The 16,304-nt window shown below is 62.7% G+C and carries 15 protein-coding genes and 1 pseudogene; 9 read left to right on the top strand and 7 right to left on the bottom strand.

Annotated features, from left to right (window positions below; translation table 11 throughout):
• Positions 1-3 precede the first annotated feature (3 nt).
• The 7 genes from A8G15_RS18245 to A8G15_RS18275 all read left to right on the top strand — a co-directional run bounded on the left by A8G15_RS18245 (position 4) and on the right by A8G15_RS18275 (position 6,829).
• Positions 4-1,416: an amidase gene (locus A8G15_RS18245; protein WP_245687888.1), complete on the top strand. Its 1,413-nt coding sequence runs from the start codon at positions 4-6 to the stop codon at positions 1,414-1,416.
• A 75-nt stretch (positions 1,417-1,491) separates the two neighbouring features.
• Positions 1,492-1,689 (top strand): hypothetical protein, encoded by a 198-nt coding sequence (locus A8G15_RS18250; protein ID WP_068162607.1) that lies wholly within the window; start codon positions 1,492-1,494, stop codon positions 1,687-1,689.
• Positions 1,686-3,107: an amidase gene (locus A8G15_RS18255; protein WP_068162609.1), complete on the top strand. Its 1,422-nt coding sequence runs from the start codon at positions 1,686-1,688 to the stop codon at positions 3,105-3,107. Before A8G15_RS18250 ends, A8G15_RS18255 begins: the two co-directional genes overlap by 4 nt.
• A 1-nt stretch (position 3,108) precedes the next feature.
• Complete coding sequence (locus A8G15_RS18260; RefSeq protein ID WP_068162611.1) at positions 3,109-3,309, top strand: hypothetical protein; 201 nt, start codon at positions 3,109-3,111, stop codon at positions 3,307-3,309.
• Between the two features lie 3 nt (positions 3,310-3,312).
• Positions 3,313-4,716: an Asp-tRNA(Asn)/Glu-tRNA(Gln) amidotransferase GatCAB subunit A gene (locus tag A8G15_RS18265; RefSeq protein WP_068162612.1), complete on the top strand. Its 1,404-nt coding sequence runs from the start codon at positions 3,313-3,315 to the stop codon at positions 4,714-4,716.
• 15 nt (positions 4,717-4,731) lie between these two features.
• Entirely contained in the window at positions 4,732-5,952 is a 1,221-nt protein-coding gene (locus A8G15_RS18270) for an MFS transporter (protein ID WP_068162615.1), read from the top strand.
• A gap of 52 nt (positions 5,953-6,004) precedes the next feature.
• Positions 6,005-6,829, top strand: a complete 825-nt coding sequence (locus A8G15_RS18275; RefSeq protein WP_082899987.1) for a GntR family transcriptional regulator — start codon at positions 6,005-6,007, stop codon at positions 6,827-6,829.
• 124 nt (positions 6,830-6,953) lie between these two features.
• Here A8G15_RS18275 and A8G15_RS18280 read toward each other — a convergent pair whose 3' ends face one another.
• The 4 genes from A8G15_RS18280 to A8G15_RS31915 form a co-directional block, all read right to left on the bottom strand.
• Positions 6,954-7,262: a hypothetical protein gene (locus A8G15_RS18280; RefSeq protein WP_068162621.1), complete on the bottom strand. Its 309-nt coding sequence runs from the start codon at positions 7,260-7,262 to the stop codon at positions 6,954-6,956.
• Between the two features lie 61 nt (positions 7,263-7,323).
• Positions 7,324-7,764, bottom strand: coding sequence for a hypothetical protein (locus A8G15_RS18285; RefSeq protein ID WP_068162622.1), 441 nt, complete (start codon positions 7,762-7,764; stop codon positions 7,324-7,326).
• Positions 7,745-8,503 carry a hypothetical protein gene (locus A8G15_RS18290; RefSeq protein WP_245687889.1) on the bottom strand — a complete coding sequence of 253 codons (759 nt, stop codon included), beginning with the start codon at positions 8,501-8,503 and terminating at the stop codon, positions 7,745-7,747. Before A8G15_RS18290 ends, A8G15_RS18285 begins: the two co-directional genes overlap by 20 nt.
• 30 nt (positions 8,504-8,533) lie before the next feature.
• Positions 8,534-8,746 carry a hypothetical protein gene (locus A8G15_RS31915; RefSeq protein WP_245687890.1) on the bottom strand — a complete coding sequence of 71 codons (213 nt, stop codon included), beginning with the start codon at positions 8,744-8,746 and terminating at the stop codon, positions 8,534-8,536.
• Between the two features lie 1,059 nt (positions 8,747-9,805).
• On the opposite strand from A8G15_RS31915, the gene A8G15_RS18295 reads away from it, so the two are divergent.
• Both A8G15_RS18295 and A8G15_RS32520 read left to right on the top strand, forming a co-directional pair.
• Positions 9,806-11,905 (top strand): DNA sulfur modification protein DndB, encoded by a 2,100-nt coding sequence (locus tag A8G15_RS18295; protein WP_082899988.1) that lies wholly within the window; start codon positions 9,806-9,808, stop codon positions 11,903-11,905.
• Positions 11,906-11,943: 38 nt separating this feature from the next.
• Complete coding sequence (locus tag A8G15_RS32520; protein WP_156665455.1) at positions 11,944-13,164, top strand: DEAD/DEAH box helicase; 1,221 nt, start codon at positions 11,944-11,946, stop codon at positions 13,162-13,164.
• Between the two features lie 217 nt (positions 13,165-13,381).
• On the opposite strand, the pseudogene A8G15_RS32525 reads toward A8G15_RS32520, so the two are convergent.
• The 3 genes and pseudogenes from A8G15_RS32525 to istA all read right to left on the bottom strand — a co-directional run.
• Positions 13,382-13,837 (bottom strand): annotated as a pseudogene (locus tag A8G15_RS32525) (hypothetical protein); the annotation flags it as partial.
• 48 nt (positions 13,838-13,885) lie between these two features.
• Positions 13,886-14,689 carry an IS21-like element helper ATPase IstB gene (gene istB, locus A8G15_RS18300; protein ID WP_068162628.1) on the bottom strand — a complete coding sequence of 268 codons (804 nt, stop codon included), beginning with the start codon at positions 14,687-14,689 and terminating at the stop codon, positions 13,886-13,888.
• Positions 14,686-16,304 (bottom strand): IS21 family transposase (istA, locus tag A8G15_RS18305; protein ID WP_245687891.1); only part of this gene is annotated, 1,619 nt, incomplete at its 5' end. The genes istB and istA, both read right to left, overlap by 4 nt.

Raw genomic sequence — 16,304 nt, forward strand, 5'->3', positions numbered from 1 at the left:
CCTGTGACAAGCGATATTCCGCTCACGATCAAAGAGGCCGCGGAGGCGCTGCGAACGGGCGAGACGACGTCGGTGGCGATCACCGAAGCCGTGCTCGCACGGGTCGAGCGGCTCAACGACGAACTCGGTGCCTATGTCACCGTCACCAAGGACCAGGCCCTCGAACAGGCGGCCCGCGCAGACGTCGATCTGGCTGCCGGGAAGGACACCGGCCCGCTGCAGGGAATTCCGCTTGCGGTCAAGGACATCATCGCGATGCGGGGAGCCGGTACCACGGCCAACAGCCGCATCCTCGACGGTGGCTGGTGCCCGGACCACGAGGCTCCGGTCGCGGCACGTCTGCGGGCCGCCGGGTCGGTGTTCGTGGGCAAGACGACCACGAGCGAGTTCGCGCTCGGACTTCCGGACCCGGACAAGGGCTTCCTCGTGCCGCACAACCCGTGGAACGTGGCGCACACACCCGCGGGTTCGAGTTCGGGCACCGGGATCGCCGTCGCGGCGGGGTTGGCGCTCGGTGGTCTCGGAACCGACACCGGCGGGTCGGTGCGCGGTCCGGCGGCCGCGAACGGCCACACCGGCCTGAAGGTGACCTTCGGGCGTGTGCCGAAGAGCGGGGTGGTTCCGCTCGGGTACAGCCTCGACAGCATCGGGCCGATGGCTCGCAGCGCGTACGACTGCGCTCTCATGCTCGAGGTGATGGCCGGCTTCGATCCCAGCGACCCGAACGCTGCCGACGTGCCCGTGCCGGTGTACTCCACACAGCTCGACGGGGACGTCGACGCGCTGAAGATCGCGCTCCCGATGCCGTACTTCTTCGACCACGAGATGCTCGATCCCGAGGTGCGCGACGCAGTTCTGGCAGCAGTCGGCCGGCTCGGCGAGATGGGTGCGGCCGTGGCCGAGACGAGCCTTCCCTACGCCGCAGAGGCCAAGGAAGCGAACCACATCATCCTGGTCGCGGAGGCGTTCGCCTACCACCGCAACAACCTTGTCTCCCGCTGGACCAACTACGGTGCCTTCACCCGCCCCTCACTCGCCCGAGGCGCTTTCTTCTCCTCCGCCGACGTGATGCAGGCGAACAGGCTGCGGACCGCATTCTCCGCGGAAGTTGCCTCGCTGTTCCGTGAGCACGACGTCATCGTCACGCCCGCCGCGGTCACACCGGCCGAGCGCGCCGACACGATGGACGTCAGCAAGCGACTCAGCCAGCCCAGCTACACCGGCCACTGGAATCTCACCGGCCTGCCCGCGGTCGCGATTCCGGTCGGACTCAGCGCCGACGGACTGCCCATGTCGATGCAGATCATCGGTAAGCCGTTCGCCGAAGCGACTGTCCTCAAGGTCGCCAACGCCCTGCAACGTGTCACCGACTGGCACCTGCTGGTGCCGCCGATCGCTCAGCCCGCCGCCGTGTGAGAACGGGCTCCGCCCGGTGCCCGCACACACCGGGCGGAGCTCGCAGTGCCGACCAGACCGATGAATGGAGGATCGATGGATCAAGACGTTTCGAAGGCCCGAACGCTCGAGATGCTGGCGCTCGCAGGACTGACGATCCCCGACGACGAGGTTCCGTACCTGGTCGAGGCGTTCGAGCAGTCCCGCTTTCACGCCGATCGCGTCCGGTCGATGGCCCAGACGCGCTACGAGGAGCCGACCGTCGTGCTGCGGGTCGGGACGGTGACCGCATGACCACCTACCGGACGATCGCAGGGAGCGCCGCCCAGCTGCGCAGCGGTGAGATCACGGCCGTCGAACTGGTGGAGGAATCGATCGCCAACGCCGATCGCACCGACACCGAGATCGGTGTCTACCTGAGGCGTTTCGACGACGAAGCACGCGCCGCAGCCGAGAAGACCGACGCCGCGCTGAAGGCCGGGCAGGACCCGGGACCGCTCGCGGGCATTCCCCTGGGAGTCAAGGACATCATCGCGACCGAAGGCGCCCCGACCACCGCGCAGAGCCTGGTGCTCGATGCGGAATGGTCCGCGGCACTCGGCGATGCGCCCGTGGTCGCCCGTCTGCGCTCGGCCGGCGGCATCATCACCGGCAAGAGCACCACCATGGAGTTCGCGACCGGCGTCCCCGATTCGGACAAGCCGTTCCCGATTCCCGTCAATCCCTGGGATACGACGCGTTGGGCCGGAGGTTCCAGTTCCGGCACCGGCAGCGGTGTCGTCGTCGGCGCCTTCCTCGGGGGACTGGGCACCGACACCGGCGGCAGCATCCGGATGCCGGCCGCGTTCTGTGGCATCTCGGGGCACAAGCCGACGTTCGGGCTGGTACCGAAGTCGGGATGTGTCCCGCTCGCCTACAGCCTCGACAACATCGGGCCGATGGCCCGGACGGCCGAAGACTGCGCGATCATGCTGAACGCACTGGCCGGATTCGACGCGGGTGACGCGTGCAGCGCCGATGTAGCGATTCCCGACTATGTCGGAATGCTCCAGCCCGATCTCACGGGACTGCGCATCGGAATCGACACGCTCGAGCGGTTCCCCTCCTCCTTCGACGAGCCGGAGGTCTATGCCGCGCTGCGTGCCGCCGCCGAAGTTCTCGAATCGCTGGGGGCAACCGTCGTCGAAGTTCAGGTGCCGTACTACGAGGAACTCTGCTCGGCGGCGCGGATCACGTCGCGATCCGAGTCGTTCGCGTATCACGCGGACGATCTGGCTGCACGGTGGGACGACTACTTCCGCTCGACACGCCGAGGGGTGAGCGGAGGCGCGTTCTACACCGCAGCCGAATACGTTCAGGCGCAGCGAGTCCGGCGCGTCGTCCAGCGAGCCCTCGCCGAGCTCTACACCACGGTGGACCTGGTGATCACCCCAACCGCCACGGTGTCGGCGTTCCTGATGGACAGCCTCGATTCGCTGCAGGGGGAGCGTTTCGTGGCGCTGAAGACGAACTACTGGAACGGCTCGGGCAACCCGGCGCTGTCGGTGCCGATGGGGCTCTCGGCGACCGGTATGCCGTTCGGAATGCAGATCATCGGCCGCCATTTCGAGGATGGGACCGTGCTCCGCGTCGGCGAGGCATATCAGCGTCGAACCACCTGGCACGAACGCGTTCCCGGCCAGCAACTCGTCGCTGCCGCATCGGAGGAATGACATGCCGGAAACACGAATTCCCGCGGGCACCGCGGAGAAGATCGCGGTCCTGGCTGCGGTCGCCGGGCTGGATCTGACGGCTGAGCGGATCGATGCGCTGAAGGCTTCGGTCGAGGACATGTGGCAGGCGGCAGCACGGGTGCACGCGATCGATCTGGGTGAGGTCGCGCCCGCCGCCGCGTTCGACCCGGAGTGGGTGTAGACCATGCAGCACTACGAACTCACCATCCAGGAAGCCGCGCAACGTATGGCGGAGGGTTCGCTCACCGCCGTCGAGCTCACCGAATCCAGCCTCGACCGGATCGGTGAGGTCGAGCCGGCCCTGAACGCATTCGTCGCGGTGACCGGAGAGGCCGCGCTCCGTCAGGCCGAGGAGGTGGATGCGGCACGACGCGCCGGCGTCCCGTTGGGGCCGCTCGCCGGCATCCCCATCGGCGTCAAGGATCTCTACGACATGGACGGAATCCCGACGACGTCGAGCTCCAAGGTTCGCGCCGACTACGTTCCGGATCGGGATTCGGCCGCTGTCGACAATTTGCGGCGGGCCGGATCCGTGCTGGTCGGCAAGACTCACACGCACGAATTCGCCTACGGTGGAATCACTCCCACCACGCGAAATCCGTGGAACACCGGCCACATTCCCGGTGGGTCGAGCGGGGGTTCCGCTGCCGCCGTGGCGGCGGGGGAGTGCATGGTCGGCCTCGGTAGCGACACCGGCGGATCGATCCGGATGCCCGCCGCCGCGTGCGGTGTCTTCGGGATCAAACCGACCTACGGGCTGGTGTCGCGGCGAGGCGTCACGTCGCTCTCGTGGTCGCTGGACCATCTGGGCCCGTTGACGCGCACGGCGCTCGACTCCGCGTATGTCCTGGATGCGATGGCCGGGTACGACTCCGGTGACCCGGCCTCGGCCGACCGGCCACCGGTCCCGTACGCCGACGGCGTGCTCGCCGCCGCCGGCCGAGACGTCGACCTGCGCATCGGGATCCCGCAGAACTACTTCACGGACCGGGTCCAACCCGAAGTCCAGGAGGCGGTCGAGCGCGCGGTGGAGGAACTGGTCGGGCTCGGGGCCACCACCGTCCCCGTGGAGATACCGTTCGCCGCCGAGTTCGCGGCGGTCTCGCGGCTGATCGTCGGGGCCGAGGCGGCGGCCTATCACCGGACGATGCTGCGCGACCGTGCCGACCTCTACACCGACCAGGTGCGAACAGCGATCGAAACCGGTTCGCTGGTGATGGCCACGGACTACATCGATGCTCTGCGGGTCCGTGCGTTGATCCAGGACGCGTGGAAGACCATGTTCGAGGGAATCGACTGTCTCGCAGCGCCGGTCTCACCGATCGTCGCACCACCGGTCGAGCTGGGCCCGATCGAATGGCCGGACGGCACGGTCGAGGAGTCGGCGCGCGCGATCGGCCGGTTCTCGGCACCGGCCAATCAACTGGGCCTTCCCGCCGTGGCCGTGCCCGTCGGAATCGCCGACGGCATGCCGATCGGGATGCAGCTGATCGGACGACCCTTCAGCGAACTGCCCCTGCTGTGTGCTGCTGCGGCGTACGAAAGTCTCTCTCCCGTCCGACGTCCCATCGACGTGTCCGTTCACTGAGAAAGGAGGACAGGCGTGGCGACGTCGCTTGTCGTCGAAAATGAGACACCGTCGCCGCAAGGGCTACCGATCGGCTTCCACTTCTTCTCGATGCTGGCAGGGTTGTCGCTGGGCCTCACTGCACCGCTGACAGCCGGATTCGCGATTGCTCTGGGGTCCAGTGCCTTCGAGGCGGGTCTGTCGGTGGCATCACTGACCGCCATCGTCTTCGTGATGGACATCTTCGGGACGCGACTGCTTCCATACATCGAGGCACGCCGCTCGATCAGCTTCGGGATGGCGTTGTGGAGCATCGGTTCCTTCGGTTCGGCACTGTCGCCGAACATGCCGGTCATGGCATCGTTCCGGCTGCTCCAGGGCCTCGGACTGGCGTTCTTCGCCTCGGCCGCCCCTCAGGCCGCGGTCGCGATGGCGGGTCCGGGCAATGTGGGGAAGGCCCTGGGGCGGTTCACCGCGTGCATGGCATTGGGTTCGGTGGTCGGCCCGCTGGGAGGCGGTGCGCTCGTTGCGATCGGTACCGGAGATACCGGTCTGCGCATCGCATTTCATGTGTGCGGGGTGCTGGCCGCCCTATGCGCGATCGGGGTGTGGTGGGTGATCCCCGAACACGGCGCCGGCTTCCCGTCGGTGGAGCGACCGCGGCTGAGTCTGCCGCGGTTGCCGGGCATCCTCCGTCCGCGGTCGCTGATGGGGCTCGGTCTCGGCGCGACCGGCCAGGGGGTTCGGAGTGCGCTCGCGATCACGCTGCTGCCGTTGGTGGCGGTCGAGGACTTCGGATTGTCCTCCGTGGGGATCGGTGTGGTCCTGTCGTGCATGTTCCTGCTGGAAGTGGTGATCATGTCGGTCGGCGGCTCTGCGTCCGACCGGCGGGGCAGACGGCCGATCCTGGCCGCATCCTCCACCTTGGGCGTGGGCGCGGTGATGGCGGGAGTGGCGGCGCTGTATCTCGAATCCGTGCCGTTGTTCATCGGAGCCGTCATCGTGCTGGGGGTCGCGTGTGGCGGAATGATGTCTCTGCCGCCCGCGATGGCCGTGGACCTGGCCAGCAGTCCGCAGGTCGGCCTGGCGAGTTATCGCATCTCGAAGGATTTCGGATTCACCTTCTACACGATCCTGATCGGGGGAGCGATCGGGGCGTTGGGGTCCGCCGCAGCGCTGGCCTTGTGCGCAGTATGTTTCGCGGTCGTGCTGGTATTGGCGTTGGCTGTGGGGGAGACGCTTCCGCCCCGCCCGTGACGAAAACTTCACAATCCGGACCACCATCCGCAACGCCGACGACGAAAACTGGGTGGCCGGCGGCAGTTCACGACTCCTGCCGCCGGCGTCGTCGTCTGTGTCGCAGGTGGAGGTGACTGTGTCTCCTTACAGTGGGGGAACCGCGGTGCGTTCGAAGATCGGTGCGCTTTTCTGGGTGCGCGACCTGCTGCGCGCGGAGGTCCTGTCGGGGCGCTTCGCGCACAACCCGCTTCCGGGCGAAGACCGGCTGCAAAGCAGATACGGTGTCGGACGCGCCACCATCCGCGAGGCGCTGCGCATCCTCACCGAACAAGGACTCATCGAGAGAGTTCGCGGAGCAGGCACTTTCGTCGTCTGTCCCGAAGTATTCAGGCATCGCGTCGTGAACTCTTGGGATCTGGTCCAGAATTCCGAGGCCGGCCCCAACCGGGTCGCATTCAAACTCACCCACCTCGAACTGATGCCCGCCCCTCATCACGTCGCAGCCAAACTGGAGGTCGACGACGGCGACGACGCCATCGTGTTCGAGCAACTCAGCTTCCTCGACGGAAGCCTGCTCAGCCTGCGCTGCGGGTGGTGGCCCGCGGACCTGCTGAGCGCGGCACTGACCGAAGGTGCCGACCTCGACCGCTCACCCTACGAAATCCTGGAAGGAATGGGTCGCGTACTGGTCGGCGACACCGATCTCATCGTCAGCGCGTCCGTGGCAGACGAACACATCGCGCAACTCCTAGGGGTCGCCGCCGGCGCCGCGCTGCTCGACACCGAACGGGTCATCTACAACCTCGACGGGCGGCCGGCGGAATTCAGCATGTCGCACGCGAGGGGGGATCGGATCACGATGGGGACCTCCATGCGCTCGCTGCACGAGCGGTGAGCAGCTCGTCGGCGCACAGAAAACTGGTTGAACGCGGTCTGGTGCTAATCGGTCTCCGTGGCTCTCGGCTGCGATCCAGGTGAGTGAACTTCTATTCGGTCGTGACCGGTCCTCGTGATTGTGATTACGCCCTCGGATACATCCGGTCGGTGCGGTCCGCGATGGAGACCATGTGCTCCCGAGCCTTGCGAAGTGCCCACAACGCGTCCGAGAGTTCGTCGGCGACCACCTTCAGCACATCGGCCGTGGCCGCATCCGACAGGGTGCCCAATTCCGGGTCGATCGTCTGAATCTCGGCCGGGTCGAGGGCGGCGAACTTGGGGATCGCAAATTCGACAAGTATCTCGGCGGACTCGAGCGCATCGGCGGTGACGCGCATGTTGACGGAGAGCTTGTCGATATCGACAGGTGAGGGGATGGGGTCGTCGTTCATGTCAGGTGTACTCGAATTCGTGGTGACGCGATCGGGGTGGGACTGGATGGAGCGCTGACGATCAGAGATCCCAAACCTGATCGGGGTCATCGAGAGCTGCGCGAATTTGTGCGAGATCGCCCAGGTCTGCGAGTGGGGAAGTCTTGGCGATGTCGACAATCCCTCGCAGGACCTCGCTGATCACCTGTGAATTTTCCTGCTCCAGCGCCTGATTGAGCCGGACGAACAGAGCATCGAAGGTTGCTCGTCGTTCGGCGAAGGACTGCTCGAAGTATCCCTTGACGATCGACTCGGCGGACTTGATGCGCTGAATCTCCGCGGTGGCATACGTGTGCAGTCGCGCGCGCTTCGTTTGCTCGACAGCGTGGATCTCGATGCACTCCTGCACAACCGTGACCAACTGGGAGAGTGCGGCGAAACCGTCGACAGCAGAAATCGTGCGTTTCGCGGAGCCCAGGACTTCGCCCTCGTACACCTTCCGGTCAGACTTGTTCGGCGCCACGGCCCTCTCCTTCGGTCATCAGGCGATAACGCACGGTCAGATTCGCGCTGCTCTCGGTGAGTTCGCCGCCTTCGTCGAGAATGGGAGTGGCGGCGATGTCCCGGACGGCTAAGGACAGTGCCATCGCCTTCTGGAAGCGCGAAGCGTGAGCTCGGGGATCGAACGGCTCCGATTCGAGTACGTCCAGTGCTGCGACGGCCTTGGCGGTCAATGTGCTGAGCAGAGAACTCAATTCGTCGATCCGGCGGTCGACAGCGGTCAAGAGAGTATCGGTGGTACCCAACTGGGCATTCGCGATGTCGATCTTCGCTTGGAACTCCGCCGCTTCGGTGAGCGCCTTCTGGCCCTGCCCCTTGATTACAAAGCCGCTGATGAGAAGGGCGGGCCCGATCGTCACCACATTCAGCGCGGCAGCGCCGAGTGCCACACCGCCGCCACCGGCCGATAGAGCACCTCCGCCGAGCCACGCCATTGCGGCGCTCTGCGCAGCCGCCCCCGACAGACCGGATATCGCAGCCCCTGTGCTCGCGACGCCGAAGCTGGTGGCAGCCGCCGAGACTGCAGATGCGGCGCTGGCGCCGGTCGCGACCGACGCCATGGCCCCGCCAAGCCAGCTGCCGAGATTCAAGTCGAGCCCGTTCGGGCCGTCGACCTGGGAGATGCTGGCTTGCAGGCCGTCGGCCAGCAGCCGCTCGTTCTCGCGTACTTGCCGCTCGTGGCGACGGAGGAAGTCCGCCATACGCAAGACGACGTCGTTCAGCGCCTGTTGTTATTGACCGCCCAGTCCTTCGAGCTGGGCATTGGTCCTCCCGGCGCGTTCTTCGATGGCATCACGGCGCTTGGTATACTGCTCGTACGCCTTGCGCAACTGGTCCGAGGCCTTCTTGCGGTCGGCGATACCTTTGCCGCCCAGCGCGACGCCGCTTCCGCCAGTCACGGCGCCGATGGCGATCAACGCGGCCGGTATCAGAGGTAGGACCATGGACTCTCCTTCATGTGGTCGGCACAGTGTGCCACTCGACCCGGACAAATCAATCACCACTCCCGTCTTCAGGCCGTGTGCCGACGGATCGGAGGAGGGGGATCGTTGGATCTCAGCGGCCGCAGGGACCAAATCCTCGCTACCGACAGGGCCAATTGCGACCAATATTACGTTGAGATAACGATCGCTTCACCACGCGTAACACCAGGCACATAGTCCCCGATGGATTGGCGAACAACCCGACGCCCGTCAGATGCGGCCGGCGCAGCGTCGGTCCGAAGCTAGCAACGAAAGAAGCCTGTGCAGTCACTCTCCGCCTCAATCGATTCCAGCGAATCCTTGATCTCGCGCGGCAGGACAGGCGCACAATCAAGCACCACCAGCGGATCTATGTGGGGGAGTGATACGGTCACCGCTTCCGGCCCACAACTGTCGAGTCTGTGGATGCCCTCGCCGGTATTCGCGCTGACGACCGTCGAGAGTCGAGGTGGCTTACGGTGGTCGGAGTGGTTGCCGTCTCTCGGAGAATCCGCAGATCTTTCTCTCGTTCAGAAGGGCGTTATGGTCCGGTACGTCTACTCGGCGCGTGTCTCATGGCCCTACGTGTACTCGGATCTCCGTCGGCATTCGCGATCCGAGAAGGAGATGTGCAGAGCCGTCGCCGAAGTGCGTCGGGGTGTAGGTGAAATGATCTCACCATGTCAGTCGGACTCTCTCCGCACGTTTCGGGTGCCGAATCCAACTCGGCATGCGAGAACGCCAATGACGAGCCGACGAGTGGCTATGCCTCGCGCTCTGTCTAGTGGGACGAACAAGCTCGTTGTTCCACCAATGTCCCGGAGGAGGTCACGCAAGATGCGGAAGGTGCAGCGGAGTGATATATCGTCTTCGATCAATAGGATTTGTCGCCCCCGTGCAACCTCCAGTGAGGATGTCGGTGCTCTGCAACTCGTTACCGCTCTAACGAGCTGAATCGATTCCAGACGCATCCGGAATCGATAGCGTGAACAGCGCACCTGTAAGCCGCCAATTGTGCGTAGGTATGAATTAGGAGGAAGTATGTCGAGGAAGATTTTAGATATTCCGGCCACTGCCCACTTTGACTTCTTGCATGGTAGCTACAGCTCCGTAAAGTGGGAAATCCCGTACTTTGTAACTACAGTCAGTTTGAAAGACGCGGCGGAGCACCTGCATCTCACCTCTGAGATTCCGGGTTCGGAGGACATACTCTGGAGTATCGACGAGCTCTATCAGCGCGACATAAACTGGAACCGAGTTGAGCGTCAGATCGTTCCGTATCTGAGGAACGCGGAAGTCCCGCAGTTTTTTAACGCGATTACTATTGCGCTACTTCCTCGCGACCTTTCAGCGGCAAAGATTGGTGATGGGTTTAACGACGACGGTGGATGGAATCCGCCGAAGCTGGAATCCCCGCCGGGCTATGAAAAGGTCCTCAATGTAGGCCCTATCGCTCTAGGGTTCTGGGACGACTGGGATGGTCCCCATGATATTGGTTTCCGTAGCGGACGAATGCGTTGGAACAAGGACCAAGTATTCGGAGTGGCAATCGACGGACAGCATCGGCTCGCCGCGATCAAGAGTCTGGCAGCTGAGTCGGTTGACCCTGCAGTTTCGAACTCGAGAGTGCCGGTAATATTCCTGCTTTTCGACGAACGGGTAGGTTTTCAGGCCCCGGGACGTCCCGAAACGGTCGAGATTCTTCGCCGTCTATTCATCGATCTGAACAAGCACTCCCAGACGGTGAGCCGCGGGCGCCAGATTTTGTTGGATGACCGGGATCCGCATGCGGTTTGCGTGAGGAAGATCGTGTCGGAGCGCCTGAGTAACACGATCGATTCTTTGGATGCCCCTTCTCCTCGCATGCCGCTGTCGCTGATCGACTGGCACTCAGAGCAGGCCAAGTTCGATACAGGACCGTATATCTCGACTGTCCTCGGTCTGGACTGGGCAGTCACGAAGATCTTAGGAACAAAGCCGATTTCCGACTGGACTGACTACGGCGCGATTGGAAAGCAAATCAAGGCCCTGACCAACCGACTCGGAGTCACGCTGAACGATGCGTCCGCGCGTTTGCAAGATCAAGCCGCGCTTAACATGACCCCGTTTGTATATTCGGACGAGGACTTGAGGGAGATATCGGACGCGTTCGCCGATGTTTGGTCGCCGGCTGTAATTCATCTTCTCACGAAGCTCCAACCTTACTCTGATCTCGTTTCACTGAGAGACGACAATGGAACTATTTCTCTTCAATTCCAAGAGTGGTACCGCCTATTTGAGGCAAAAGAGAAGGAGAAGAACGCCGCGGGGCATGCAGCACAAAATTACGGAAAGTTTGTTCAGCGAGTCTCGTCTAGAGAAGAGAATCCGATCGGTGAAGCTACGCTCGACAAGCAGCTGCGCAAAATTGAAGGATTCAAGCGAGATTCTCTTGCGTTTAACGTCGTCTTTCAGCGCGCCCTTATAGAGGGCTTGCTCGACTATGCAAAGTTCGATAGTGCGCAGGTGGACGAGCTGGCACCCGATGACGAATCTGAATCCGTCGATTTCTCTGACTTGGAATGGGAAATCGATGGCTTCACGCCGACGGTGGAGGAGGCCGCTGCAGATTCGGAACATGTTTCGAATGGAAACGGATATACTAAGCGTTTGGCTCGTGCTGACGAAATGAAGCTACAGACCGTATCCAGGGTGACTGAATATGTCAGGTCTTTGAACAGAATCATCTCGGCAGTTCCTGATCTGCTCAATATTGAGATGAAGTTTGAACACCCGGAGCGTGAAGGAACATACCTCTTTTGGCTTGGATCTTTGCGCAAGCCGGATGGTGGAATCGATTTTACGCAGGGTGCCTCGACGCGGGCAAAAGATATCCTCTTCGTTGCGGCGGCAATGTGTCTTTATGACGACCGCCTTGATCCGGATAACCCCTCGGACTTCGACAAGTTTTGGAGCGAGTGCCGCGATCCTAACGGCCCTGCTGTTTGCCGTGCCGTGTATCGCGCGCTGGTGAGGCAGTCGAACGATCAGGCGATCGGGGGACGAATCCTCAAGTCGAGACAAGAAGAGTACAACTGTGATGTGGCGGAAGAGGAGCTGTACTGGCGCTTCCGCTACCTGTGGGAGAGTGTGGGACTGTAGTGGGCTCGCTTCGGTACGAGGTCGAATGTCTGTGGGAGATGCTTGCTCCCCATTATCAGTTGTCGTCTTTCGAAGGCTCGACGGTGAGCGAGCCCTGGTCAGGGACAAACCGACAATTGCAGTCCATTGCGCTGACACGGTCTGAAGTTCGGCCAGAACTTTTTGACTATCAGCGTGATTTGGTCGACGACGCACTCGAAGTACTGTCGGTGGGGAGTGAAGCTTTGCTGTCACTCCCTACCGGCGGAGGTAAGACCCGAACCGGAGTAATTGCCTGTCTCGACGCGCTCACCGATCTCGACCACAATCGGCTTGTCTGGCTGGCACCTTCGAACGAATTGGTCGACCAGGCATTCCGTTCATTCGAGCATCTTTGGAGACTTCACGGCCGGGCACCGGACGTGATGCTGACTCGACGTTTCGAAATATCTGCCGACAGGATGATACTGGTGACGACTCCACAGGCTACGTATGCGCGCTCGCAGTCGGGCATCGAGTTGGGCTCATGGGATGCCGTGGTTTTCGATGAGGCACACCAGCTCGCTGCGAGGACCTACGATGAATCGGTCCGGGCACTTCGCGCGCAAGCGGCCACGTGTGCTCATCGAAGGCCTGGTCTCATTGGGTTGTCGGCCACGCCCGGGCGAGCGAATGATGAGGGCACTCAGAATCTGGTGAATCTATTCGGTCGGCGCCTGCTTAAGAGCGATAGACTGGGAAAGAATCCCGTCCTGACTCTTCAGCGCCGCGGTATCCTAGCCCGGTTGGAGTTTCGCCGAATGACGAAACGAGATCTATCGTCCCAGGACGAGGTTGGTCGGATTAAGGTTGCAGTGAACGCGGCCAAGTCGCTTGTGGGCGCGGGCCGTCACGTCCTTGCGTTTACGTCGAGTGTCGCAGGAGCTATCTGCATGGCCGAGATACTTCGCAGTGCCGGAGTGGCTGCGAGAGCCGTGCATTCGCAGATGCCCATGCAGGAACGAATCGATGCACTTGACTCTTTCGCTAGGTACGAAACCAAGATTCTGATAAATCAGCGTCTCCTCGCGACGGGATACGACTGCCCCGCTGTGTCAGACCTGCTGTTGTTGGCCCCGATTGGTAGTCCAATCCTGTTCGAGCAAATTGTAGGCAGGGCGGCCCGCGGACCACGGACAGGTGGAGGAGCATCGGCGACCATTTGGGAGTTCGACGATCACCTAGCGCTTCACGGACTGCCATCTTCGTATTATCGGTATCGCGACTATGAATGGTCGTAATTTCCCCACCATATCGCTTGTGTTGTTGGATTTTTCGGTTGCGAAGGTGGAAGACCAAGGATCAGGTCGCCTTCCGCAAGGTTCTACTTCCTATCGTGCCGATACGGCGATGCCTTCGCTAATGCGTTGACCGACGGCGGAGGTGGCGTCGACTCGGTTTCGCAACAGCGAGTGCCACGCCTGAGAAGCGCCACGCCGCTGAGGTAGGGCATTTCGCTTAGTGTCCCGGATCGAACCCAAGAGGGGTGAGAATATGCTGTTCAGCAGGCGGGATCTGCCGGTGGGAAGTCCTGGACGGCACCGTTGATGGCGACGGTGGAGGCGCTAGCGGTCGCAGCTGTTTGACCAGCCTCGCGATCCCGGTCGGTTCTGAACGCAGCGAGTGACCGCCAATGTCGTGAGCGCGATGGTAAGGTCCGCTTCGGTCGCGTCGCGGGTGCGGTGGATCATCGGCCGTGCCCGAAGATCCGTTTCGACATCCGAAACGACTGTCGAGTCGTGCCGCGGAGTGACGGTGTGATGATCGGTCCGTCGGTGAACACGTCTCCGTGCCAATGGAAATGAGAGATCAGATCGTATGGGGCCTTGTCGCTCGGGAGCCGAAGACGAGCTTCAGGCCGGCCTCGTCGAGAGCGGACAGATCGGTGTGATGGGGTCCGCTGTCGCTTGCCAGGTTGATGGGACCACCTGATTGCCAGAGGGTAGGGACCACCATGGCGCGTTATTGAGGATGCGTGTTGTCGGTGGCGGCGTCAACTGTTCCGGGCCGGGTGCGTTGACGATAGGACGGTCCTTCGACGACGAGGGTGTGGGCGTTGGAGGTCAGCCTGTCGATCGCGGATTGGGCGAGGAGGGTGTCTGCGGTCATCGTCAGCCACTCCGACGGCTCCCGATTTGATGTGACGATCGTGGTCTTTTTCTTGTGTCGTTCGACGATGAGTTCGTAGAAGTCGTTGGTTTCGGTGGCATCGAGCGGTCGCAGCGCAAAATCGTCGATGATGAGCACATCAATCGCGGTCAACCTGCGGATCTCGGCGTCGACGGTGTTATCCAGCCGGGCTGCGCGGAGCCGGGTGAACAGTTTGTCCGACCGCGCGAACAGGACACTGTGTCGCCGCCGGATTGCCATGTGCCCTAACGCTGTTGCCAGATGAGTCTTGCCGACTCCAACCGGGCCGAGAACGATCGCGCACTGCCGGTTGTCGAGGAACCGCAAGGAGGTCAGATCCCCGAGGAGTGTCCGGTCGTAGCGCAGATCGTCGAGTGCATTCCAGGTATCGAACGCCATCGCCGGATCGAGTCCTGCTTTGGTGGCTCGCAGTGTCGCCGAACCTGATTCCCGTCGGTTCACTTCGTCGGCGAGGAGCACTTCGAGGAACCCGATGTGGCTGAGTTTGTGTTGACGGGCCAGGGCTGCGCGTTCGGGCAGCGTGTCGGCCAGCGCCCCGAGTTTGAGGGCTTTGAGCAGTCGGATCATATCGGTGCCGACAGGTTCGGTGGCTGCGGTGCGGGTGTTGGCGCTCATCGGTGGGTCTCCGTGTTCTCGGCGTTGTCGCCGACGACTGACAGGGCGGGTGTAGGTGCGGCAGTGTTGAATTCGGACGGATCACGTGAGAATCGTGATGCGGTGTGTCCGACTGCTTTCGGCAACTCCGGCGAGGTCTTCTCGGTGGCGCGTTCGAGCATCGAAGCGATCTTGGTGACCGAGACGACGTTGAGGTCGAGGGACAGGGAGCAGGCCTGCTCGACCCGTTCTCCTCCGTATCTGCGGACCAGTCCTTGCAGACGGTAGACGCTGCGGATCCTCGTCCACGGCAGCGGGTCGTCGAGGATGCGTTCGGCGTAGATCCCGATGTTCGGACCGTGCGCGGTGCACTTGGCGATCAGGGAGGTGACATCACGCAGCGCGTAGTCGGATTTGTGTTCGGGCAGGTCAGCGCGGTCGGTGCTCCGTCCACCCGGCGGCTGGCGGGGGTGGATCTTCACCAGGGTGCCGCGGTGATAGAACTTCACCAGTTCGGTGTCGGCGCGCACCGACAGCGTCGAGCCGATCCACTGGTGCGGCAACGAATACAACGCCCGCCCGACTTCTGCGTGGAAATCGCGGTGCACTTTCACGTCCTTGAAGATCGGCACATCGTAGACCGCCGGCACCGGCAACAGCATGGGTCGTTCGGCGGTGTCGAAGACCTCCAGCGGCCGTGCACAGGTGGTGCCGTGGATACGCATGCCCGCAGTGTGGATGCACCAGCGGACAACGGACTCTTGAGCTTCGGCGAGATCAGTGAAGTGTTCACCGGCCCAGAAGTTTCCGCGCACGTATTGCACGATGCGCTCGACACGAGGCTTGTCCTTCGGTGACCGCACCCGGGCGGGATCGGTGATGAATCCGACGTGACTGCTGTAGTCGAGCCACCCCTCGCTGAAACGCGAGGTGATCGGATCCGCGGTCGTGACGACCGGTTTGAGGTTGTCCGGAATCAACACCGCGAAGACCCCGCCGAAGAACGTCCATGCCGCCTCGCATCCGGCGATCACCGCCGCCAGCGTCTGCGAATAGGTCAACCACACGAACATGTGTCGGCTGTACACGGCAGTGAAGATCAAGGCATGAACTTTCCGGGCCCGACCGTCCTCGGGGTCGGTGAGCATCCCCAGATACCCGAAGTCGACTTGGCATTCGACCCCCGGATCTCTGTCGACGACCCGAACGGCGAGGTCCTTACGGCCGAAACCGCACCGCTCGGTAGCGAACCGGTGCAACGTCCGGTACGGCACCACGCAGCCTTGACGGGCGAGGAGCACTTCAATTTTGGTGATCGTCAATGGCTTCTGACCATCATCTCCTGCCACCCACCTGGTGATCTGCTCCTCATGCGGAAGCAACTGTTCCCACGCTGCCCCGTGTCCGTGGGGTCGGTCGGGTCGGACGGTGTCGACGACCGCAGCGATCAACTCGTCGTCGATGTCGGCTGCGGTGTCGCCCCTGTTCAGCCCGGCAGCCTGGGCGGCGTCGACGTAGCGTCGGACGGTTTTGCGGTCCACCCCGGCATGCTCGGCGATCGTGCGCAGCCCAGGCGCCGGCAGAGCTGCCGTCCCGAGCCACAATCGCAGTACTTCTCTGACCTGACTTGCACAGG

Source organism: Rhodococcus phenolicus (assembly GCF_001646785.1).
GTDB lineage: Bacteria > Actinomycetota > Actinomycetes > Mycobacteriales > Mycobacteriaceae > Rhodococcus > Rhodococcus phenolicus.